28 protein-coding genes and 1 pseudogene are annotated in these 20594 nt (G+C 43.3%); 11 read left to right on the plus strand and 18 right to left on the minus strand.

The features are described from left to right. Positions 1-51: 51 nt before the first annotated feature. The 10 genes and pseudogenes from HF974_09860 to HF974_09905 all read right to left on the minus strand — a co-directional run bounded on the left by HF974_09860 (position 52) and on the right by HF974_09905 (position 7688). Positions 52-549: a flavodoxin gene (locus tag HF974_09860; protein ID MBC2698612.1), complete on the minus strand. Its 498-nt coding sequence runs from the start codon at positions 547-549 to the stop codon at positions 52-54. Between the two features lie 447 nt (positions 550-996). Continuing rightward, positions 997-1170, minus strand: a complete 174-nt coding sequence (locus HF974_09865) for a hypothetical protein (protein MBC2698613.1) — start codon at positions 1168-1170, stop codon at positions 997-999. A 488-nt stretch (positions 1171-1658) separates the two neighbouring features. Then, entirely contained in the window at positions 1659-3140 is a 1482-nt protein-coding gene (locus tag HF974_09870) for an ATP-binding protein (GenBank protein ID MBC2698614.1), read from the minus strand. Between the two features lie 109 nt (positions 3141-3249). After that, a complete protein-coding gene (locus HF974_09875; GenBank protein ID MBC2698615.1) occupies positions 3250-3426 on the minus strand; it encodes a hypothetical protein in 177 nt (58 codons plus the stop codon). Beyond that, positions 3404-3481, minus strand: a pseudogene (locus HF974_09880) (hypothetical protein). The gene HF974_09875 and the pseudogene HF974_09880 overlap by 23 nt, the downstream one beginning before the upstream one ends. Before the next feature lie 247 nt (positions 3482-3728). Continuing rightward, on the minus strand, positions 3729-3875 hold the full coding sequence (locus HF974_09885; GenBank protein MBC2698616.1) for a hypothetical protein: 147 nt from the start codon (positions 3873-3875) through the stop codon (positions 3729-3731). A gap of 321 nt (positions 3876-4196) precedes the next feature. Continuing rightward, positions 4197-5036 carry a Bro-N domain-containing protein gene (locus HF974_09890; GenBank protein ID MBC2698617.1) on the minus strand — a complete coding sequence of 280 codons (840 nt, stop codon included), beginning with the start codon at positions 5034-5036 and terminating at the stop codon, positions 4197-4199. Continuing rightward, on the minus strand, positions 5033-5287 hold the full coding sequence (locus tag HF974_09895) for a hypothetical protein (protein ID MBC2698618.1): 255 nt from the start codon (positions 5285-5287) through the stop codon (positions 5033-5035). The genes HF974_09890 and HF974_09895 overlap by 4 nt, the downstream gene beginning before the upstream one ends. After that, positions 5277-6617 carry a bifunctional hydroxymethylpyrimidine kinase/phosphomethylpyrimidine kinase gene (gene thiD, locus HF974_09900; GenBank protein MBC2698619.1) on the minus strand — a complete coding sequence of 447 codons (1341 nt, stop codon included), beginning with the start codon at positions 6615-6617 and terminating at the stop codon, positions 5277-5279. Before thiD ends, HF974_09895 begins: the two co-directional genes overlap by 11 nt. A gap of 303 nt (positions 6618-6920) precedes the next feature. Beyond that, complete coding sequence (locus HF974_09905) at positions 6921-7688, minus strand: hypothetical protein (protein ID MBC2698620.1); 768 nt, start codon at positions 7686-7688, stop codon at positions 6921-6923. Between the two features lie 96 nt (positions 7689-7784). Here HF974_09905 and HF974_09910 point away from each other — a divergent pair, with 96 nt between their 5' ends. Further along, positions 7785-8435, plus strand: coding sequence for a class I SAM-dependent methyltransferase (locus HF974_09910; GenBank protein MBC2698621.1), 651 nt, complete (start codon positions 7785-7787; stop codon positions 8433-8435). Between the two features lie 37 nt (positions 8436-8472). Next, the gene (locus HF974_09915; GenBank protein ID MBC2698622.1) at positions 8473-8931 is read left to right on the plus strand and encodes a hypothetical protein; all 459 of its coding nucleotides are present in this window, start codon (positions 8473-8475) and stop codon (positions 8929-8931) included. Between the two features lie 12 nt (positions 8932-8943). Here HF974_09915 and HF974_09920 read toward each other — a convergent pair whose 3' ends face one another. The 4 genes from HF974_09920 to HF974_09935 are packed head-to-tail and all read right to left on the minus strand — an operon-like array spanning position 8944 to position 11453. Further along, positions 8944-9363 carry a hypothetical protein gene (locus HF974_09920; protein ID MBC2698623.1) on the minus strand — a complete coding sequence of 140 codons (420 nt, stop codon included), beginning with the start codon at positions 9361-9363 and terminating at the stop codon, positions 8944-8946. 36 nt (positions 9364-9399) lie between these two features. Next, entirely contained in the window at positions 9400-9759 is a 360-nt protein-coding gene (locus HF974_09925; protein MBC2698624.1) for a DUF2073 domain-containing protein, read from the minus strand. A 4-nt stretch (positions 9760-9763) separates the two neighbouring features. Next, complete coding sequence (locus HF974_09930) at positions 9764-10399, minus strand: GTP-binding protein (protein MBC2698625.1); 636 nt, start codon at positions 10397-10399, stop codon at positions 9764-9766. A gap of 49 nt (positions 10400-10448) precedes the next feature. Further along, positions 10449-11453, minus strand: a complete 1005-nt coding sequence (locus HF974_09935; GenBank protein MBC2698626.1) for a phosphate uptake regulator PhoU — start codon at positions 11451-11453, stop codon at positions 10449-10451. Positions 11454-11623: 170 nt separating this feature from the next. Here HF974_09935 and HF974_09940 point away from each other — a divergent pair, with 170 nt between their 5' ends. The 7 genes from HF974_09940 (at position 11624) to HF974_09970 (ending at position 15808) form a co-directional block, all read left to right on the plus strand. Beyond that, a complete protein-coding gene (locus HF974_09940; protein MBC2698627.1) occupies positions 11624-12121 on the plus strand; it encodes a hypothetical protein in 498 nt (165 codons plus the stop codon). Next, the gene (locus tag HF974_09945; GenBank protein MBC2698628.1) at positions 12118-13233 is read left to right on the plus strand and encodes a pyridoxal phosphate-dependent aminotransferase; all 1116 of its coding nucleotides are present in this window, start codon (positions 12118-12120) and stop codon (positions 13231-13233) included. Before HF974_09940 ends, HF974_09945 begins: the two co-directional genes overlap by 4 nt. A gap of 4 nt (positions 13234-13237) precedes the next feature. Continuing rightward, on the plus strand, positions 13238-14035 hold the full coding sequence (locus HF974_09950) for a sugar phosphate isomerase/epimerase (GenBank protein ID MBC2698629.1): 798 nt from the start codon (positions 13238-13240) through the stop codon (positions 14033-14035). 273 nt (positions 14036-14308) lie between these two features. Continuing rightward, a complete protein-coding gene (locus HF974_09955; GenBank protein ID MBC2698630.1) occupies positions 14309-14461 on the plus strand; it encodes a hypothetical protein in 153 nt (50 codons plus the stop codon). Positions 14462-14876: 415 nt separating this feature from the next. Beyond that, entirely contained in the window at positions 14877-15149 is a 273-nt protein-coding gene (locus HF974_09960) for a hypothetical protein (GenBank protein ID MBC2698631.1), read from the plus strand. Between the two features lie 229 nt (positions 15150-15378). Further along, on the plus strand, positions 15379-15543 hold the full coding sequence (locus tag HF974_09965; protein MBC2698632.1) for a hypothetical protein: 165 nt from the start codon (positions 15379-15381) through the stop codon (positions 15541-15543). A 37-nt stretch (positions 15544-15580) separates the two neighbouring features. Beyond that, positions 15581-15808: a hypothetical protein gene (locus HF974_09970; GenBank protein ID MBC2698633.1), complete on the plus strand. Its 228-nt coding sequence runs from the start codon at positions 15581-15583 to the stop codon at positions 15806-15808. Between the two features lie 132 nt (positions 15809-15940). Here HF974_09970 and HF974_09975 read toward each other — a convergent pair whose 3' ends face one another. Next, entirely contained in the window at positions 15941-17233 is a 1293-nt protein-coding gene (locus HF974_09975) for a hypothetical protein (GenBank protein MBC2698634.1), read from the minus strand. Positions 17234-17411: 178 nt separating this feature from the next. On the opposite strand from HF974_09975, the gene HF974_09980 reads away from it, so the two are divergent. Beyond that, the gene (locus HF974_09980) at positions 17412-18113 is read left to right on the plus strand and encodes a uroporphyrinogen-III synthase (protein ID MBC2698635.1); all 702 of its coding nucleotides are present in this window, start codon (positions 17412-17414) and stop codon (positions 18111-18113) included. Here the strand turns inward: HF974_09980 and HF974_09985 are convergent. After that, positions 18101-18283, minus strand: coding sequence for a 4Fe-4S binding protein (locus HF974_09985; GenBank protein MBC2698636.1), 183 nt, complete (start codon positions 18281-18283; stop codon positions 18101-18103). The two genes, HF974_09980 and HF974_09985, sit on opposite strands and share 13 nt — an antisense overlap. Positions 18284-18433: 150 nt before the next feature. Here HF974_09985 and HF974_09990 point away from each other — a divergent pair, with 150 nt between their 5' ends. Next, positions 18434-18808 (plus strand): TrmB family transcriptional regulator, encoded by a 375-nt coding sequence (locus tag HF974_09990; GenBank protein ID MBC2698637.1) that lies wholly within the window; start codon positions 18434-18436, stop codon positions 18806-18808. A 5-nt stretch (positions 18809-18813) separates the two neighbouring features. Here HF974_09990 and HF974_09995 read toward each other — a convergent pair whose 3' ends face one another. Then, on the minus strand, positions 18814-19842 hold the full coding sequence (locus HF974_09995; protein ID MBC2698638.1) for a TIGR00303 family protein: 1029 nt from the start codon (positions 19840-19842) through the stop codon (positions 18814-18816). Between the two features lie 179 nt (positions 19843-20021). After that, on the minus strand, positions 20022-20405 hold the full coding sequence (locus HF974_10000) for an ArsR family transcriptional regulator (protein ID MBC2698639.1): 384 nt from the start codon (positions 20403-20405) through the stop codon (positions 20022-20024). Positions 20406-20594: the final 189 nt, after the last annotated feature.

Genomic DNA, 20594 nt, shown 5'->3' on the forward strand with positions numbered 1-20594 from the left:
GTATTTCTGGACTTGATGCTAAGGAAAGTGTTCCAAATATAAATCTTTGGTCTAACGCACTTTTTCCATTATCTCCTTTGTGAACAATTGCGCACTCTCAATTTCATTAGCATCAGGATGACCTAACGTCATTTCACGCATCGCCCCAAACTTCTGCATTTTTGGGTCAGGATGCTTTAACAATTTTTGTGCCAGGCTTTCATCAAGTTCTCCCTGGCAGTCAAATGTACCTAATAGGTTCGCTTCACATGCGGGTTCATTGCATTTTACAAGGATTCCTTCAAGCATTTCCATACTCTGAGGCATTGCATGTGTTATGAAAAGAGCGAGGTTCTTACCTTGAGCATATTTGTCTAAGAATTCCTTCACGTCTTCAGGTGGTCCGAATCCATGAACCGGGAAGCCAACGAATGCAACATCGTAGCCTTCGAGATTTTCAACCTCTTCAAGTTCTTTGATTTCTTTTTCTTCTTGAATCTCCTTAAAAATAGCTTCAGCTACCTTTTTAGTATTTCCTGTAACAGACATATAAGCAACTAGGACTTTCATATCTTTACTCCTCCCTTTGTTATTAATCAGAGATTTATGATGTCATTAATGTTTATGATTATAAGTTATATTTAATTCTTCTGAAGACATTATGACAATTCAAGTTTTAAAAAAAATAGGGGATTTCTATACCAAATATGGATATGCCACTAGTGTCAAGTCAACCTTAAAGTGTCAGATCATGAAAGGCATATGGCACAATTCTAAAATCAAATTAATCAATAATTATATTAGACGCAGATTAACACTGATTAACGCAGATGCAACCTTAAATCAGCGTTAATCAGCGTTAATAAGCGTCTTGAAAAAAACTTAAAAAATAACCGTGTCAGATCATATATCTTGCGATATTGTATGGTTGACTTGACACTAGAAGTGAATTATTGATGGGTACGCAAAATAAAAATGATTGGCAAAAGTGCGGTGAAAGCATTATCCCTCAAAAGATTACTTTTCGCCCATCCTCCTCCCAATCTCCACACCCATCTCCGCAGCATCCACAGCCCTGTGCGCCAGCAGCCGAACCATAGGCTCCTTGACCACCGCACCCAGGTCATACACCACATTAGGCACCCGGTTGTGGAGCTTCCGGTACGTATCAATAGCAGTCCGGACCCCCATTACATAGTACTGACACCAGGGGGCTCATGCGCCCTGTCAAATTAATCAAAAGTCAGCCCCATATCCCTGATAACCTCCGGCATATGGACCGGGGTCAGAAGCTGTATAGAGGATTCCCGAATGTGTGAAACGCTCAGCAGGGGATAACGAGGCCTTTTCGACATGGAGTGCCTTAAAGCTTCGATTGTTAATGAACTGGTCAATGAGTTCGCTTATTCCAATTCTGCACCTACCGCATATTACTACGAATTCGGCTTTGGGACGAGCGGACCTTTGGTTGAGGAGCGAGAGTTCCCTTTGTATGTTGGTGAATACACTCACGAGTATTATACTTGGGAGTGTATTATTTAGAATTCGCGATGGAGTGGGTGGTTGTGCAAATGGTCATTATATCCCGGACAAAGTTCACTATATGATATAGCACATCAACCTTACGATCTTCTGTCTTGCCTGTCAGTGCATATCTCAACATTTTAACAGCCATATTATCAAATGAGCAGCAAAAACAATGAGACCGGAATTGTTACATAATTGCCGGTAACATCAAATTTGTTTTTTGAAAGCAATACCCCTTTTTTAAATGTGTATAATCCTTTATAATCGCTTTTTTGTATCTGATTTTGATATTTCAATTCAACTGGGAACAGCTCATTATTTCCAGATCTTAATACAAAATCCACTTCAATCTTCCCGCCTTTCTTCCGCCAGTAAAATACATGTTCATGAAGCGAAAAAACATCACTGGGGTAGATATTATACATCAATCGAACCAGATGGTTCCCGACAACAGATTCTACTAATTTACCTTTCATTTCCGGATTACTAAGATATAACAGGCTTGAATTGAAATAATCTGTCAATCCCATCACCCATGCCCGTAAAGAATGAAAAATAAAAGGGTCCTGGAAGTATATTTTTTTCTCCTTTTTAAAGACGGCACTCTTTTTAGAAATATCAATCGAATACAAGGTACTTAGTACAAATGAATCTTCCAGATCGCCAACGTATTTAGATACTGTATTATGCGACCCAATATCCGTATCTTTAACTATGCTTTGCCAGCTAATATTTGTTGATAATTTATTGGAAATGCTTCGCAGTATCTGCTTAATGGATATCTCTTGAATTTGCCATCTTGCCAGGTCACCGATCAATGAACGTATATAGATCTCATAAGTACTGCTATCAATGCTGTTTTTTAAAAAGAATTCATTTACTGGCTTTGGGATTCCACCTGTGAACAGATACTGTTCAAACAATCGATCCAATTCATCCTGATATACTTGTAATTGATTGAGCACAGGATCTATTTTCCTGTCAAACAACCCAAGAACAATATCCTGTGTTTTGTCTCCCTGGTGAAGATCATTATCCCTTAACAGTTTTTTCATTGCCGGATCAACAGTTTCTACGAATTCGGCAAATTTCATCGGCAATAATATTTTATCTAATGTTCCAGTACCTTCCCCCCGTCTTCCGGGCAGGCGTTCAATGCTATGTTTGATGTCGATTGAATGCGACCCGGTTAATAGAACAGAGGTGTTTTTTAATAGCCCGGTATCAACTAAGTATTTTAATCCTTTTTCCCAGTTCTTTACAGATGATATCTCATCCAGGAATATATATTTTCGGTCTAAATTGAACGCCAGGGACCAATCCAAATACATATTCATAACTTCAAAAAGTTCTTTTTCATTGTCTATGAGATCACAAGTATAATAAAAAATGCTCTTGGAATCCTTAACTTCCGGTAGCAGGTCTTTTATCAGGAGTTTGACCAACGTTGTTTTTCCAACCTGGCGAGGTCCTCGTAATGTATAGATTCGATCGTTGTCAAATGTAATGTCATGTTTTATCCTTGGTTGCCACTGGATATGTGCTGCTTGAAAATCTTTTATTTTATCATCGTTGGATATCGCAGATGGATCTTTCCACCAGGGATTTTGACGGGATATGTTTATAAAATCCATATTTATTTATGATGTGACTGGTTGCTTATATATGTTTGGTCATATGATTGACCAGTTGTTTATAAGCTAATGGTCAATTGAATGACCAACTAAACTACTACTATACATCTTACAGATCAATGCCTGCTTTTCTTCTATTCAGCAGATGTGGATTATCTGGCTGGAATGCAGGGGCGCTGGCAAGATCCCGCTTAGCCCAGAGATATGCTTGCGCTTCGGGCTGTGGTTGCTGATATTCAGGAACTCTGCACAACACCTTACGATATTCGCGGTCTTCTTGTACCATCCCGCTTTAAATTCCAACGTGCATGGAAAAGTTTCCAGGCAATTTGAAAGGCAATAGCAGTTTTTCCTGTACCCGTTGCAAGAGTTAATAGTAATCAATCTTTTCCGACTTTTGCAAGCCATCTTTTGAAAGGCACTGCTCTAGGAGATGGTATTGTTTGGATCAATCTAAAAACATCTTTTATGTTTCCTGTAAGAACGTTTCTTTTTTGTATTTGTATGAGTTAGCATTTCTACATGGGGATAATTAGTCCCTATGTAACTTCTAAGTTCAACTCCATAAATAACGCTTGAAACACACATTTACTCCTCACCCAGCCTCCTCGCAATCTCCACAGTCAGCCCCATATCCCTGATAAACTCCGGCACACGGCCCGGGGTCAGAAGCTGTATAGATGATTCCAGAACGTGAGAAACACTCAACAGAGGATGACGAGGCCTTTTTGACATAGAATAGCTTAAATCCTCGATTGTTCATGAACTGGTCAATGAGTTCGCTTTGTCTGTTGATGAATACACTCCTACATATTATACTTGAGAGTGTATTATTTTGAATTTGCGCAGGGGCGAGTGGTTGTGCAAATGATCACTGTCCCAAACTTAAATCCAGTATTTGCATATGGCAAATCAACCTTGGGGGATATGGCAGTATGTTCCAAAATGGAACGAACTCAACTGTAGACAAATTATCGACAGTTCAGTTTCAGTAATCTATGAACCTTCAAACGCTTTTTGTTTTCAGATTCGTTTATTGTTCCACGATGGTATCAATTACTGAATTTTCTTATTCCTTATTTGTGCCTCAGACAATTCATAATAATTGGTTTTTGTTGACACTTTTTTACCTGATTCTTCTTCGAGTTCTTTTCTGGCATTTCCTGCAATGGTTCCCCCTGCACTAGCAGCTTTTTTATTTTCAGGAAATCCTTTTGCATTTTTCTTTTTTGCAATTTCTGTCGTTGATGCTTCGCCCAGCATTGTAAAAATTAGTTCAAGGTCTGTCATATGGTCGCGCAGGTTGTCTTTTGGTTTATCAAGCGCTTTAAAATTTTTGTATTCAGAAGGCGTCATGCCGAATGTTGCCTTACTGATCTCAGCTGTCAATATAGCGTATTCTAAATGTTCTTTCACACCTCTTATCTTCCACTCTTCAGTTAATTCATCCCGGACAGCGATACCTCTTGCTCTCTTTTCGATCCATTCGTCTGAATAGCCCTTCTGTTTGTAGATCTCACGCATACGCTTTGTTGCGATTTCCGGGTTTTCGATCTCTTCGAGCCGTTCGTAGCCAACTTTTGCCAGCCAGCGTTTGAAAGGTTCTGCCTTGGGAGATGGGACAGATTGAATTATTCGCAAAAGACCTTCAGTACTGGCAACATCAGTATTATAAAATTTGCCGTCAGACGACTGCATTTTCAGTTGACTACAAATTGTAGTCAACTCACTGTTTTCCTTTTTGAGTCTGGTTTTAAGTACACTCCAATATTTTCTAGGATTTGGACTATCTGTCAGAATCTCGATTACATCCACAATAGAAAAATACCATTTCTGGTTGCTTTCGTCCCATGCTCTGCGAACTTTTTTATCCTGAAATAAAATTAATTCATTCATACTAACACCTCCGTGAGTTCACCATTGAAAGCTTTTTGCAGTATTGATTTTTTTAATTCGTCCAAGTCTGCGAGTTTTTGAGTGTAGATTGCTTCGAGTTTTTTGGTTTCGGCTGGGATTTCGTCGAGTTCTACGACGATGGATTGTTGTTCTTTTAATGGTGGAATTGGAAGAATCGTTTTCTTAACTAAATCTCCGCTTATATTTTTCACAATTGCACCACTTGCTAAATGAGTAAATTTACTCCTCACCCAGCCTCCTCCCAATCTCCACACCCATCTCCGCCACATCCACAGCCCTGTGTGCGAGCAGCCGTATCATAGGCTCCTTACCAACCGCACCCGGGTCATACACCACATCCGGCACCCGGTTGTGCAACTTCCGGTACGTATCAATAGCAGTCCGGGTGCCCCATTCCATAGTACTGACACCCTCGGGCTCATGCGCCCTGTCAAATGAAGCCACAGCCAGCCCCATATCCCTAACCACCTCCAGCACATCCCCTGAATAACGAATGTTCAGGGCTCCCCGCAATCCGGCATCGTGATGCATGGCAGCCAGCACGATCCTTGCCACATGCCTGCTGGCACCCATGGCCGGACAACCCACAGCCTGCACACGGCCCCCCGACCTGACGATACGCCCCCGCACCGCACACACATCTTCAGTACCGGCTGCATCAGGAATGGCACTGGCCACATTGCAGCCTACTTCAGGTATAAGATCAGCAAAATCCCTGGACGATTCCAGTATGGCAACCGCTTCCTGCACATCCACCACTGCCTCGTACATCCGGGCAGTCGTAACCGTATGCTGCGCCTGGTTCACAGGCCCCACGCCCTGCCCCACAGACCGGCTTTCAAGAATAGCCCTTGTCACAAACAGCTTGGCACCCGCAGCCGCATCCCTAAGACTGGCCCCGCCAGCAAGAAATACGGTCAATGCAGCCGAATAGGTGCACCCGGCCCCGTGGGTCCCGCCCTTGACCAGTTCGCCATCCACAAGCGTAAAATCCACTCCCTCATATAAGAGGTCAGCCCCCTCCAGGTGCCCCCCCGTGATAATTACTGCATTTGCTCCCGAATCCACAATGCGGCGTGCCGCTTCCTTCGCATCATCCAGGTCATTGATCCTGATTCCAGAGAGGATAGCTGCCTCATCGACATTGGGTGTCAGTACCCTGGCCAGCGGAATGAGTTCCTCCTGCAGGGTTGTAACAGCCTCGCGCCCGATCAGGCTGTCTCCAGCCTCGGCCGCCATGACCGGGTCAACCACCAGCGGGATCTGGTACTCCCTGACCATCTTTGCTACCCTGGTAATAATACCGGACGAAGAGAGCATACCTGTCTTGGCATAAGCGATCTTCATATCAGAAGCCACTGCCCGTATCTGGGATTCAACAGTACCGGGCGGCAGGTCATGCACATCCTGCACACCTGTCGTGTTCTGGGAAGTGATAGAAGTAATTGCACACGTACCATGGGCTCCCAGTGTTGCAAAGGTCTTCAGGTCAGCCTGTATACCTGCACCGCCGCCTGAATCTGACCCTGCTATTGTCATTACTACAGGATACTTTTCCATCATATCACCTTCACCTCACACCTGGCTTTATAGTCAAGAACCTAACATTTGATAGATAACTTCGACAGAAGTTATCGATAGAAATCACCGATACTAATGTCTTAACACTTTGATTTTCAGACAATTATAATTTAACCACAGAGAACACAGAGAACACAGAGCTTGCATCTGATTTTACTCTCTGTGTCCTCTGTGCCCTCCGTGGTTTATTTGTTATCACTTGTTGAAATTCGCATTTTATTAGTTAATATTGTTTGGTTTTTAACTATATACTAACTTTGATAGATACAATACCTGACGTACCTACTCCACATCAGTTATCTGGAGCAATACTTCATAATAGTATCCACTTCCAAGGTCAACATCTGTCATTACACTGCCCGTGACTACCACGCTGTCCCCCTGGGATACATTAAAAGTATTTGGACATCTTGCCTTCAACTGTCCTGTACCATCATCAAGTGTCAGGAAATAATCATCAATGAGCACCACGTTTTTCACTACCACGGCAGATACCTTTACAACCTGTCCATCCAGTGCTGCCGACATGGACTTGATATCTTCTATACTTGTGCCCCCATCAACAGGTGTGACATTGATGTCACTTGTTATGTTACCTGTTATTATAGTACCGCTGCCATGCGGGGAGTTTGAAACAGATGTGGTCCCGTCAGAGACCGAATCAGCGAATAAAATAATGTCGAACGTCCTTCCAAGCTGGGTACTGGTAAATTCGGTCTGCAAGCTGCCAGTAGCTGTTATCTCTGTGTCGTTATCCAGTTGTGTCGAATAACCTGCCACCCACAGGCTGTCAGTACTGTCTGTCATCTCCATGTATGTATAACCCTCAACATCGATGGTCTGGTTCACGATACCAGTCACACGGATGGTTTCATGTGCATAAGGGTTCGCCAGTACTTCGCCTATTGTGACATCCACTACAACAGGAACCAAAGGCATGTTGTGGTTTAATGGCTGCTGGGTCGCAGGTTCGCTGTCGGTACATCCTGAAATCAGCAGTCCGGTCATAACTATGGCAAGCGTAATAATTGTTTTGATCATCGTATTCATTGTTTTTCCTCTTTGCCAATTATCATTGTGGAACTTGAATTGGCGTGAGTATTAGAACTCATTTTTATACATAAACGTTGTCATCTTCCTATAAGTATGAAGCAAAGACCGATCAGCCATCTGAAAGCCTGGAACACAGAACACCTGTGTGGTATCTGGAAGGGGCCGTATTCACTTGATTTTTTTGACAGGTATGTAACACCACCTGCCCGTATCCTTGATGCTGGCTGCGGAGTGGGGAGATACACAATCCCTCTTGCCATGCGGGAATACGAAGTCATGGGAGTGGACATATCCAGCCTTGCCATAACTGAACTGGACACTGTAAGATTGCGCCGTAATATGCAAATGGACCTGGCTGCTGCGGACGTATGCCATCTTCCATTCAGGGACAATACATTCGATGCAGTGGTTGCCTTCGGCGTCCTGCAGCACTTACTGGAAGAGGAAAGAAGTGCGGTGCCCTCAGAGTTCGCACGTGTGCTGGTGCCTGGCGGCACCTTAGTAATAGAAGTACTTGGCAGGAAGGATATGCGTATAGGAGGCAGGGAAGTGGAACCTGCCACGTTTTTGCGCAGTACAGGCTCGGTGTACCATTATTTTGACCCCGACGAGATAAAGGACCTTTTTTCCGGCCTGGAGATCATAGACATCAAAGAAAACAGGATCATCAAGAACATTGCAGGGAAAGATTATATGAGACACATGATCTCAGTGGCTGCAAGGTCAAGAGAAAAAGATAAATAATTTGGTATGGAACATTATCTATTAAAGAGATAGATCTATGAACAGCAGAATAATTTTGCTCGTGACGGGACTGTTATTATCATCAATATATTTAACAGTGGGTACTGCAAGTGCTGAGCCATCCAGATACCTGCAGGTGGAATCTATTACAATGACTCTAGAAGGTCCGGATGCTACCTTCAACATCGAATTTGAACTGGATATAATTGCACAAATGTATGTCCTTTTCCTTGGTACGGGAAGCATAAAATCTGCAATCTATGACATATTCGATGATTTTGATAATGTCGAGGTACTGAGTGTCAGGAAAGATAGTGCTGTGGTCAAAGTAATGAATGTATCCTACCATGACCCTGAACAAGGAGGAAATATGTTTTTCCATGATTCCCACAACCTGGGTACTAATGTTTATACTTTTAAACTTGTTTTCCCTTCAGGTGTAGAGAGAATATTTTATGACGTTTCAACCACACCAAACACGTTTTTCGAAGCATGAAAATGAACAGGGTTATTTCTTATTTTTCTTTCTCTTTTTATTGTCAAACACCGAAGGTAAGTGCACCATATATGTACCATCTTCCTTTAATGCCATGATGATCTCCTTGCGCTCCAGCAGTGCTTCAAGATTGAGTTCATAGGAACCCGGGCCCATTATTCGAATAGATTCAATGCGCTCACCCTCAGGTTCCTGTTCCATCTTTTCAGCCTCATCCACCTTGACCCCCTGGTCTGCAAGGAACTCATCTATCTCCTTGAGGAATTTCTTTGCCGGCTGTTCTTCCTCCCTTTCGGTTGTACTCTCCACAACTGCCGGGGTCTCATCATGTACAAAGAGGAACTTGTTCCAGCCGCAATTAGGGCAGCCGTTAAGGATCTCCACGGCACCGTCCTTGAAAATCGTCTCACACCGGGTACATTTGTGGGGCATAGTTCCTCTTTATTTTAGCAAAGTACTATTAAGTATTTATTGTGAGGATACCAGTGCACTGATAAGGTCGCGGTCCTTTTTCAGTGTTTTTAGCTGGTTTGCCGGGCCGATCACTGTTAATCTTGTCCTGACAACGGGTTTCCTGAATATCCTGTCTATTAATTTCTGGTTCTGGCTGCTGGGATAGCTCTCAATCTCAATACCAGGAAAATCGTCCGGAGTGATCTCGGTCATGGTCATCTCTATGAGTTTCGCTTCTTCAGTGGGTGTCAATCCTCTTTCAAGCACAATGATCTTACCCTCCTTGACACCATCAAGTATCAGCCGTATTTTTTCCATGGCTGTCATCGCGGCCATCTTTTCCTCTGAGATCAGGTCCATCTGTACTCCTATCATGATATCACCCGAAATGGTCCGCGATCTCTTCATAGAGAGCATCGATATTCTGTCCTTCCAATGCTGATATTGGTACCAGCGGATGCTGGGGGAATGCACTGTGTATCCTTGCAGGTGAGGATTCGGGCAGGTCGATCTTGTTGGCAGCGATCAAAAGCGGCAGTTTCCTTGCTTCCATGTTCCCGATAACGGTCACATTCACCTGGGTGAACGGGTCTTCGGTAGCGTCCATCACCAGGATAACTCCGTCCAGGTCATCAAGCCATTTTACGGCTTCGATTATACCTTCGGTGGCTTCCTTAGCCCTGCGCTTTGCCTCTTCTTCTTCCAGACCGTGGGCCATGAATTCATGAAAATCTATTTTAGTGGCAAGTCCGGGAGTATCCACAATATCAAGTGTGACCTTTGAGCCATTGGATTCGATTGTTACACCTTCACGGCGGCGTGCCCGCCTGGTCTCATGCGGAACATTCGATACCGCACCCATAGCATCCCCGGTCCAGTCCCTGATGATCCGGTTTGCAAGAGTTGTCTTTCCTGCATTGGGCGGCCCGTAGATTCCGATCTTTGCAGTCTTCTTCTTAAATAAGTTTCTAAATATATATGAGAAATTCTTTTTTACTCTCTTGATCAATCCCATTCTTTTTCCTCCTTTTCAATCCCCTCACCGGATTATTCTTATTTTTTTCTTACAATGATTTTGATATAGTTGAATTTATCGCTATTTCTGCAATATTTGCACCATAATCCCCTATACGATCAATACTATCCGATACAATTCGCAGGTGTAGTGCATCCCTGGGATCCATGGTGACCAGTTTCTTATCAATAGCATGCAGTGCCTTGTTTATTTCCATTTTCATCTCGATCGAATTGTTTGCTTTGTCAATATCAGATGAAAATAATGATTCTACAGAATTCTCCACAAGTTTGCTTACACTTTGCCCTGCACCCTTAAACATCCTGACAACATCTTCAGGGAGTTGTTTCTTCAGGCTTATTGTGATAAGCGCAATTTTCCTTGCATGGTCTGCGATCTTCTCTATAGGCTGGGCCGCAAGGCTCAGGTCAAGACTCATATCAGGTGTCATATCTTTTTGTGAATCAATTACCTGTCCACTGCGAAGCATGATACGAAGCTGCTTTTCGATCAGCAGGTATAACCTGTCCACTTCATCGTCCCTGCTGGATACATCCATGGCCAGGTCAGAGTCACTGGATGCCAGGGCATGAATTGCATCTGTCTGCATTGAACTTGCTATCAGGTACATCCGCCGTACAGACTGGCGCAGGGACAGTTCAACGGGATTCAGCAGGTCCTGGATGATCATCCGATCAGCAGTTTCCTCAACGATCTCGGGTCCGATGAGCTTATGTGTGATCTGCCTGATGGTCTGTTTCTGTTCTGCAGTGATCCGTTTTGATACCAGTTCGATCACATTAAAGCCTGCAATATAGGACGCTATGATCTCCCTCACCAGCACATCCCCGGTCCTGTCAGTAACATCCAGTTGTTTTTTTGTGGGAGATGGAGATGGAGACGGGATATCAGGTGAAATAAGCAGGCTACCGTCTGGTCGGGTAGTGATCCCCACATTCATACCGCTGGTCAGGCCCACATGATCGGCCCACTGTTTAGGCAGTGACACTATGTAAGTTGACCCTCCGGTCCGCTGGATTTTTCGAATCTCCATATCCATCTCCCGTTCTATATGGAATATATAGATTCATCTATGAATATATATGTTCTGATGTTTTTAGGAAATTATGGAACATCCGATAGCGTAAAACTGAAAACGAGAGCAAGCGATGTACAAAAATATAACCATAAAATTCATATTAAGTTAACATAATTCATATCCTAATGTTAGAAGAAGTTTCTATATCAATGGATGACGTACTTGATGATGGGAGAAATATTTCATACATTGAGATGGGATGCGATAACATTGGACTGTCATGCACAACCGGCAAGATCAAGATATGGTTCGGCAAGCAGGCTACAGTTCAAAGTGTCAGGAAGATATTAGAATGCTTTTCCAGGGCAGATTCCTCTTTTGTCCATGAAACTGAGATCATATGTGATTATGACCAGATCCCCTTGTATGAAAATAATGACTATACGTTAATATCCTATGGAAGGATCAAAGACGGATACAAGGTCATTTTTAATATCCAGTTTTCGAAACAGCATGCATTGAATTATTTCATTGAAAGTATTATTAATGATCTTAAGGAAGGGGAAGTAAATAAGACCATTCACTGGAATGGTAGTATGGCAATGATCATGCTGATATTTAATGAACTTAGATCAATGGAAGGATGGAATATCACCAAAAAGGAATACAGGGAGGAAGAATGACATCGAATCGAAGATTTGCCGAGAGGGTTGAAAAGATAGACATTTCAGGTATCAGGAAGTTATTCGAGGGGGCAGGCCCCAATGCCATCAACATGGGTCTTGGCCAGCCAGACTTTGATACCCCTGATCATATTAAACAGGCAGCTATTGACGCAATTAATGATGGGTTCACCGGATATACCACGAATCTCGGTTTGCCGGAATTAAGGCAGGCCCTGTCAGAAAAATTCGAACAGTTTAATAATTTCCAGGTCGCTTTTGATGATATTATTATTACCTCGGGTGCATCGGAGGCACTTCACATAGCACTTCTTGCTCTTGTGGAACCAGGGGATGAGGTACTGGTACCTGACCCGGGATTTGTGTCATATGTGGCGCTTACCGATATCTCAGGCGGCAGGGCGGTAGGTGTGCCTTTAACTGATACATTCACCCTGGATGCAGATACCGTTGCCGAATATATCACTGATAAGACCAGGGTGCTCGTGATCAATTCACCATCCAATCCCACTGGTGGTGTGCAGACCAGGGACGAGATGCAGGGACTATGCGAACTGGCAGATGACCATAATATTACCATCATCTCTGACGAAGTGTATGAGCATATTATCTATGAAGGGGAGCATGTGAGCCCTGCCAGTATTTCCAACAACGTTATTACTATTAATGCTACATCCAAGACCTATGCAATGACTGGATGGAGGCTGGGTTATGTGGCTGCTCCACATGATATTACCGAGCAGATGCTGAAGGCTCACCAGTACGTGCAGGCATGTGCTAACAGTATCGCACAGAAAGCGGCTTTGGCTGCCATAACCGGGCCCCAGGAATGCGTGACAGAGATGCGGGAGAGTTTCCTGCGGCGCAGGGACTTATTGATAAAAGGACTAAAGGATATCGGCATTGGATGCGTGGAACCAAAGGGCGCTTTCTATGCATTCCCAAAGGTTGACAATTCAATGGAGGCTGTCATGAAGTTATTGGATGCGGGAGTGATCACTGCGCCTGGTTCGGCCTTCGGGCCCCGGGGCGAAGGGCATATCAGGTTGTCCTATGCCACATCTGATGAGGATATCCTGCGGGCACTGGACATCATGGGGCAGGTGCTGTAGAGTAATGATCATAGGGGCATCTTCCTTTGCATCCCCGCTTGAGGTGTTGGTCAATGAGGTTGACTCTGTGGAGCTGTATGTGCCTAAAATGGAACTCTATGAGGGGCGCAAACTTCAGCATGACCGGGTCAGGAATGTGTCTGATATGTTATCCACTTCCAGCGGTGTGACATCTGTACATGCACCCTACTATGCCAATGTTCCCACATATCCTGCCAAACTGTGTGTGGATACGGCGAACATGAAAGGTTCTGATTTCAGGCTTATGGAAGAGTCTATTGAACTGGCAGCATATTTCCAGTCCAGGGTGGTGGTTTTGCATCCCGGGCTTGTTGGGAATAACCGCCAGGATAGCCTGTTGAGGATGGTGGATAACCTGAAGCGTCTGGCAGAGTTTGCAGATAATCACGGTGTGATGCTGGGCCTGGAGAACAAGGAGGGGACGGCTCCCGGGAACCTGTGCTGTGAGGCTGGTGAATTGGTGCAGGCAGTTGAGGAGGTCAATTCAGGCAACCTGGGTATTACTTTTGATGTGGGACATGCTAACCTGACTGCAGGAGGCAGGGCGGGTATGGTCAGGGAGTTTATGGAGACTGTGCGCCCGTTGGTGGTGCATGTGCATGTGCATGATAATATGGGTGTGTGGACCGATGAGTATAACGGGGATGTGCATATGGCACCTGGCAGCGGGACGGTTGACCTGGAAGTGATAGGGGAGTTGGGGTATGGCGGCATCCATAATCTGGAAGTGTTCTCGATGGAAGATGTGATAACGGGTAAGGAGAAGTTGCTGGCGCTTTGAGGGAATATACATGCAGGGTATACCCTATACCCTGATAGAGAATGGTTTTTATCATCATATAATTGAATAAAGATGAAAAAAAATATGTATTTAAAAGTAGTTTGTATTACACAAGCTGTCCCAAAACTAATTCACATTATACAATTCGGCTATATTTTATCATAATTGGGCAATTATTGATTATAATTCAATGTTATTATCCCAGATGGGATAGATTTCATTTGATTTGCACACACGCTTTTAGTTTTGGGACAGCCTGTACAGGTGATTTTAATGGCTATTGATGCAAAATGGGCGGCAATTATTGCTAAAAAATATTTTGAAGAAACAAAAACCACCACTTATTTTCTATTCGAAACGAGTAAGGTTACAAAAGAAGATGATTTATGGGTAGTCAACTGTGATGTGAAGAATATTTTTGAATAGCAAACAAAAAAATACACAATGATAATTGATGAAGATGGAACCATTATGGATGTCCAAATGTATGATTAAAGCTCCCAAGATCATTATAATCGATACAATTCCTCTCTTATTATTTCTGATAGGGACCTATGACACAAATTTGATATCAAAATTTTAAAGACTTAAGACGTATAATTATTCGGTTGAGATTGTCGGAAAAGTACCAAAATCGAAACATTGAATAAAACATATCTCTGTAAAACGCTATGAACTGTAGCATTGAAATTTCAGGTTTGAATGTAATATCTCAAAATATCGACTTTTCCGACAGTCTCCGGTTAAAAACTTTACACTTCTTAAACAATTCCTTGCACATGCACAAATAATTATTGTTACACCTGGAGTTCTATGTGAAGTATCAAATTTTGCTGCAAATTTGAAAGTAAATCGATTCTCAGAGTTTCTTAAAGAAAATAGTGAAAATTTTAAGAGTATGGAAGAGTCATATATTCCAAAAAAAATAATTCTTGAATCTGAAGAGGTGTTTCAATTTGGTTTTACAGATACTTCTTTAATAATTGCTGCCAAAAATAATGGTGGTGAAATACTAACAGGAGATTTTCCATTATCCCGATACTGCCAAAATTTAGGTGTGGGGGCACAATATCTTAATGATATTTTTTGGGAAATAGATAATATATTCAAATAAATCTTATACAGTCATCGATATAATTTTTCATGTGAAGGATTACCAAAGGCTTTAGATTAGGGTTGCGGTAATTTCGAGATGATGATGATGCAATAAAACACCAGCAGCAGCAGTATCAAGATAAGCTATGGATCAGCAACCATATTAACAAAGAAGATCAGGTCCTATGAATGCAAAAATTTATGACACATCTATTGTAGTTTATAATTATTGAGAAAGGGATAATAATATGATCGAAAAGAAGAAGGAAGAACCAATATACGAAAAACTCAGCTTAAATGAGTGCATGCTCCTCTCAAGAGACGACGAAGGCGTTTTATTTGCATGTAATGAAAAGGGCAATGTAAAATTAAAACGGGTTCCATATCCTACATCAAAGGAATTAGCAGAATGAAGAGGATGGGCGGATTTACATAAATGAGGTTTGATGAATGTCAGAGAAGGATTATATTTTAGCAAGACTTGATATATTAAAAATATTGGTAAGTGCACTTTTCGGAGCTATTCTTATTGCTGCTTTATACTATGTACAAAATCCTGCTTCATCGCCTTTAAATTTTATTTATACACTTATTGCGATAGTGATGTTTGGATTTTTTTTGATTTTAATTGGTGGAACTTGCCGTGATATTTCAAATAAATTAAAAAAGATAGAGTGAGCCAGTGAAGTATAAAGCTGGCTATATTCTGTCTGGTTGCTGCGCTGATCCGGGGCTGGGCTTCGATAAATCAAGAGGGCTGCCGGCGGCTGGCCCATTGCTCCTAAACTTACTGTCCAGCTATAAGGAAAATCAAAAATAAAACATCAGCAGCGGCAGTATCAGGGCACCCATAGCATGGGTCCGCCTTACCTTCAGATATGGGGCCAGCATACCCAAAGGAACAGCCGCAGCAAACACCACAAGCCCGAACCAGCCCGTGAACACCAGTACAAGCAATGTCAGCCCTGTCAGAATCACCATGCACATCCTGCGGTAATTGATCCTGGTCAGCACACCCAGTATCCTGTCACCCAGGTATATCGTCATAAAATAGGCAGCGATCGACACCCCGACAATTATAATCAGCAAAATGACCAGGATATTGGCATCCAGACTCGTCCCACCCATCACATCGGATACAGCAACCATGGCACCACTGCGGGTCCTGCCGATCACATACAAGGCGACCAGTCCGTAAATCGCATTCGCCGTATTCACACCCGATATAGAAACAATGAACTCCCTGGCCGTGTCATCATCAGAATAGTCCTCCTTCACTGCCAGTCTTGCCAGCACAGTAGCCACTGCCGAAGTGACACCGGGCAGCCATGCCACAAAGGAGCCTGCAACGCTGCCAACCACAGTTCCCCTCAATATGCGCTTCGGCAGCAGGATCAGCCTGGAACTTACCTGCATAGGTATGACCGTATCAGTCAGCATACTGATCACCAGCATGGACGCCCCGAACAGCCCGCTGAACAGGGGCATGAGTATGGAAGGCTCGCCGACCATGATAAGCGGGTTCATCAATGCCTGGGATTCAAAAGCGAACAAACCCAATAGACCCGAGCCTAAAAACAGCACTACAGCAAACATCCTGTATTTCATCCTCACCAGTGGCCCCTGTCCCTCAACCACCTCACCACGCTCGGTATAGACCATTACCAGCACAATAGCCAGCAGTATCCAGCCAATGTACTGGTCTACAAACGGATACACACCATTAAAGAATACTGCCATGGGCAATATCAGTACCAGTGAGACCACTACCGAGCCTGCACTGCCCAGTGCCGACAGCCTGACCGCCTCCAAACCATGCCCGTCCAGCAGCATCTGGTGTCCGGGCAGCACAGCCAGTGATGTATCGGCATCGGGCGCACCCAGGAATACAGACGGTATAATATCAAGAAAGGTGTGGGTCAATGCATTTGATATGATAATAGCTGCAACACACACCGGGCTAAAACCCAGTTCATCAAGTAAGGGTGAAAATGCGGCTAAGATAAAAGAGAACGTGTTGGTGTGAATGCCAGGCACAAGCCCACTGAATATACCAAGAATAAAACCGATGACGACTGACAGTAGTAGAAAGCTGGTATTCATTGTCACATCTCAGGTTATTACAATTGCCACTGACCTTATTAGAGGCAATTGACGGGTAACAGACATTTATTGGTTAATATAAATTTGCTGATAAAGCTCCCGGGATCAGAACATGGGCTATGAGGTCCGGAACAATAATTGGAAGAAGTTAAATCATATACCGAAGATATTCAATCAGATGAAAATCGCAGTAACCCGGCTGGAAGAAAAATCCGGCGGCACCAGTGAACTTTTTTCAAAGTACGGTCATGATGCAATACTTGTCCCGACAATGAAGACAAAAATTCCGGATGATCCTGCATCACTGGATGAGCTTTGCAGGAAAGTGACCTCAGCCAAAGTGGATTTTCTTATCTTCTCAAGCACTATGGGTGTCAGGTACTTCTTTGAACAGTGCGGCACTGTCCCGGATACTACCACTATCATAGCAGTTGGTCCCAGGACACAGGAAGCCATCGTCGATAAGGGCTTCAACTGTGAAACAATCACCACATTCTCATCTGACCATTTTGCATCCCATCTCGGGTCACGCATCCGAGGCAGGACCGTAGGAATTGTACGCCCAGATATCCCAAATCCCGCTTTGGTGGAGTCACTTACTGCTTCAGGCGCCCGTGTACAGCAAGGAGTAGCCTACAGGCTGGTACCCACTGGAAACGATCTCAGGAAGATACTGCCTGACGTGGACGTGGTCATATTTACCAGCGGGAAGTCATTTGCTCAGTCTGGTGTATCAACAGGGGATGCAGCAGGTAAAACAGTGATCGCCATCGGGCCTAAGACCGCGAGCATGATGCGTGATCATGGAATTGTTCCTGATATAACAGGTAACGGCACGCTGGAAGGATGCCTGAAAGCCCTGGCTGGTCAGTCCAGGTAGATTATGGCCTTATTCGGGCATATTTCCATGCATTTACCGCAGCGTGTGCATTTATCATAATCTATGCGTGCCTCGCCGTCAACCTTGTACAGTGCATCCACAGGGCACACCTGATCACATTTTCCGCATTTCCTGCACCCTTGGACTACAATATATCTATCGTTCTCCATTTCGACCATCGATAATTTATTAAATAAATAGTTGTAATAGTTATAGTATTATAATGGTTTTGTACAAACTATACAATATTGTGCTTACCACTTACCACTTGCCACAATAATACTGAACAGATCATACATAACAATAACGAGGTGTAAGAAATTCCAAGTTCCATACCTGAAATGATCCACGGGAATTTCAATTGCTCAGACATTGCCAAATGCGTGCTTGGATTAAAGAACCTGGACATGGAAACCTACAAATTACTGGTATCCCATGGACAGATGACTGCTGAAAAACTGGGTGAACTGCTTAATCGGGAACGCAGCACTGCCTACAGGTCCCTGCAAAACCTCATGTCATGCCAACTGGTATACAGGGAGACTAAAACCATAGAGGGTGGAGGCTATTATTACGTTTATTCAGCACTTGATCCCTGTAAATTAAAAGAAATGATAAAAGGGAATATCGATACCTGGTATGAAAAGATGAACTCTATGATCGAAGATATCGAATCCGGGATACTGGAATCTTAGTAGGTTTACAATATCTGGTCACACACCAGTTCTACCTGTTCCCTGAACTCTTTTTGCCTGATCCCCATAAGTCCTGCTAAAAACATTGCACCACCTGCTCCCACGCCCTCCTTTATTACTCCGGATTCATACATCCTGAGTCCCTGGTACCTGGACCTGTCAAAACCAGGGTCAGCAATATAAGATTCAAAACCCAGCTCAGATACCGTTTCAACAAAACTGGCAGTGCCGTCTTCTGCCACAAATTTCGTAGTGGCAATTGAAATATTCCCATTTATACCCAGACCATCCAGGAGGGAAAGTACTGCCATCATCTGTGTGCCGCCTGCCAGTACGATCCCTGTGTCCTTTAGCCCGTCTATGAGACCGCATACACACGGCATCATTGGATCGCCAAAGTGTTCTATTGCGCCAATGGGGTCATGTGACATATCCCCAAAACGGATGCCTGCTTTGCTAAAAGCTTCGTCCACGACCTGTGCTTTAATGTCCAGGGGGTTTAGGGAATTACTACTGCTCACCCTGCCGTCTATGCCCATTGCCTGAAGTACAGCCATGGCAGTGGTAGTCCCGCCTGGTATACTCTCACCGATAATAACAAGATCCGAGAGCTTTCGTATCTGGCGTCCCATCTCTAGTGCATTCGCATATATCTTACGTGCATCCGGTACTGCCTGTGCCGTCCTGATATCCCTGCCAGGGAAGGCACCAACATCCAGTAGTGGTATGCTGGGGATTATCTTCAAGCCACTGTTTATGAACATAAAAGGGATGCCTGTCAACTGCATTGCCGCCCTGGTAATCACGGCAGGTGTAGGACTCTGGTCTGTCATCGGGGGTTCGGCATTGCACACTGTCCTGCCCAGTGTTACCAATTCGGCATCTCCTGCCGGGGTATAGTCTATCAAACCGGGTGATTTCCCTGCTGCAGAGATACCCGGGATACTGGCTGTATCCGTATTTGACAGGACACAGAGGAATAGCGGGTGTTCACTTTCGAATCTTGTTGGTTCGGGGGAGATCCAGTGATCCATATATACTCCTTTAATGTGGCAGTATCTTTAAGGGTTACCCTGTATCTTCAGGGCAAAAGTATCTCATAAAAAAAATATTTTTAATTTTACCTGTTGCTAAGGTAATTCAGGTACCAAGAGAAAAAAAACAAGCTATTGTTAGGAAATATGTCCCGGCTTAGCAAAAATTGATAAATAATCTACTTTTCTTGAAACTTCAACCTTTTCAGTTTCTCAATGTTTTTCATTATTCTTTGATTATCTTTTTTGGTTTGTTTTTCTATATGCTCAACAATTTCACCAAATGGAACAGCAAGCTTATAGACTTTCATCGGCCTGCCCTTGCCTTCTTTCTTGAGCTCTCTTTCATCCAGCCACCCGAAATCCCTTAATTCCCTCATTGCAATACTAACTTCCGGCTGCCTAAGCTGGGAACCAAGTTCCAGGCTTTTTGAAGTTGCTTCATCAACATTTGAAAGAAACGCAAGAGTTGAAGCCACATTCCGTGAGATATTTAAATTCCTTAATATTTCAATAAACTCCAGATCAGTTTCATCAAAAACTCTTACCTCAGAAGATCTCATATTTCATATCACCTAATGTTTTTTTCCTATTTTTTCATAATATATAGTTAATTCTATCAAAATATATTTAAATTAAATTACGATTATTGTAGATATATAATTTTATTAACTAATGCCAGTGACTAATGTTTAATATTATCTTATGATTAATATAGTTATTGGTCGATAACTACTATTTCACACATCTTA

The sequence above is a fragment of the ANME-2 cluster archaeon genome (genome assembly GCA_014237145.1).
Taxonomy (GTDB): domain Archaea; phylum Halobacteriota; class Methanosarcinia; order Methanosarcinales; family Methanocomedenaceae; genus Methanocomedens_A.

What these genes read in the sequence shown, in the direction of transcription:
- HF974_09860 (MBC2698612.1), bottom strand. Translation starts at nt 549, where the DNA reads ATGAAAGTCCTAGTTGCTTATATGTCTGTTACAGGAAATACTAAAAAG.
- HF974_09865 (MBC2698613.1), bottom strand. Translation starts at nt 1,170, where the DNA reads ATGGGGGTCCGGACTGCTATTGATACGTACCGGAAGCTCCACAACCGG.
- HF974_09870 (MBC2698614.1), bottom strand. Translation starts at nt 3,140, where the DNA reads ATGGATTTTATAAACATATCCCGTCAAAATCCCTGGTGGAAAGATCCA.
- HF974_09875 (MBC2698615.1), bottom strand. Translation starts at nt 3,426, where the DNA reads ATGGTACAAGAAGACCGCGAATATCGTAAGGTGTTGTGCAGAGTTCCT.
- HF974_09885 (MBC2698616.1), bottom strand. Translation starts at nt 3,875, where the DNA reads ATGTCAAAAAGGCCTCGTCATCCTCTGTTGAGTGTTTCTCACGTTCTG.
- HF974_09890 (MBC2698617.1), bottom strand. Translation starts at nt 5,036, where the DNA reads ATGAATGAATTAATTTTATTTCAGGATAAAAAAGTTCGCAGAGCATGG.
- thiD (MBC2698619.1), bottom strand. Translation starts at nt 6,617, where the DNA reads ATGGAAAAGTATCCTGTAGTAATGACAATAGCAGGGTCAGATTCAGGC.
- HF974_09905 (MBC2698620.1), bottom strand. Translation starts at nt 7,688, where the DNA reads ATGAATACGATGATCAAAACAATTATTACGCTTGCCATAGTTATGACC.
- HF974_09910 (MBC2698621.1), top strand. Translation starts at nt 7,785, where the DNA reads ATGAAGCAAAGACCGATCAGCCATCTGAAAGCCTGGAACACAGAACAC.
- HF974_09915 (MBC2698622.1), top strand. Translation starts at nt 8,473, where the DNA reads ATGAACAGCAGAATAATTTTGCTCGTGACGGGACTGTTATTATCATCA.
- HF974_09920 (MBC2698623.1), bottom strand. Translation starts at nt 9,363, where the DNA reads ATGCCCCACAAATGTACCCGGTGTGAGACGATTTTCAAGGACGGTGCC.
- HF974_09925 (MBC2698624.1), bottom strand. Translation starts at nt 9,759, where the DNA reads ATGATAGGAGTACAGATGGACCTGATCTCAGAGGAAAAGATGGCCGCG.
- HF974_09930 (MBC2698625.1), bottom strand. Translation starts at nt 10,399, where the DNA reads ATGGGATTGATCAAGAGAGTAAAAAAGAATTTCTCATATATATTTAGA.
- HF974_09935 (MBC2698626.1), bottom strand. Translation starts at nt 11,453, where the DNA reads ATGGAGATTCGAAAAATCCAGCGGACCGGAGGGTCAACTTACATAGTG.
- HF974_09940 (MBC2698627.1), top strand. Translation starts at nt 11,624, where the DNA reads ATGTTAGAAGAAGTTTCTATATCAATGGATGACGTACTTGATGATGGG.
- HF974_09945 (MBC2698628.1), top strand. Translation starts at nt 12,118, where the DNA reads ATGACATCGAATCGAAGATTTGCCGAGAGGGTTGAAAAGATAGACATT.
- HF974_09950 (MBC2698629.1), top strand. Translation starts at nt 13,238, where the DNA reads ATGATCATAGGGGCATCTTCCTTTGCATCCCCGCTTGAGGTGTTGGTC.
- HF974_09955 (MBC2698630.1), top strand. Translation starts at nt 14,309, where the DNA reads ATGGCTATTGATGCAAAATGGGCGGCAATTATTGCTAAAAAATATTTT.
- HF974_09965 (MBC2698632.1), top strand. Translation starts at nt 15,379, where the DNA reads ATGATCGAAAAGAAGAAGGAAGAACCAATATACGAAAAACTCAGCTTA.
- HF974_09970 (MBC2698633.1), top strand. Translation starts at nt 15,581, where the DNA reads ATGTCAGAGAAGGATTATATTTTAGCAAGACTTGATATATTAAAAATA.
- HF974_09975 (MBC2698634.1), bottom strand. Translation starts at nt 17,233, where the DNA reads ATGAATACCAGCTTTCTACTACTGTCAGTCGTCATCGGTTTTATTCTT.
- HF974_09980 (MBC2698635.1), top strand. Translation starts at nt 17,412, where the DNA reads ATGAAAATCGCAGTAACCCGGCTGGAAGAAAAATCCGGCGGCACCAGT.
- HF974_09985 (MBC2698636.1), bottom strand. Translation starts at nt 18,283, where the DNA reads ATGGAGAACGATAGATATATTGTAGTCCAAGGGTGCAGGAAATGCGGA.
- HF974_09995 (MBC2698638.1), bottom strand. Translation starts at nt 19,842, where the DNA reads ATGGATCACTGGATCTCCCCCGAACCAACAAGATTCGAAAGTGAACAC.
- HF974_10000 (MBC2698639.1), bottom strand. Translation starts at nt 20,405, where the DNA reads ATGAGATCTTCTGAGGTAAGAGTTTTTGATGAAACTGATCTGGAGTTT.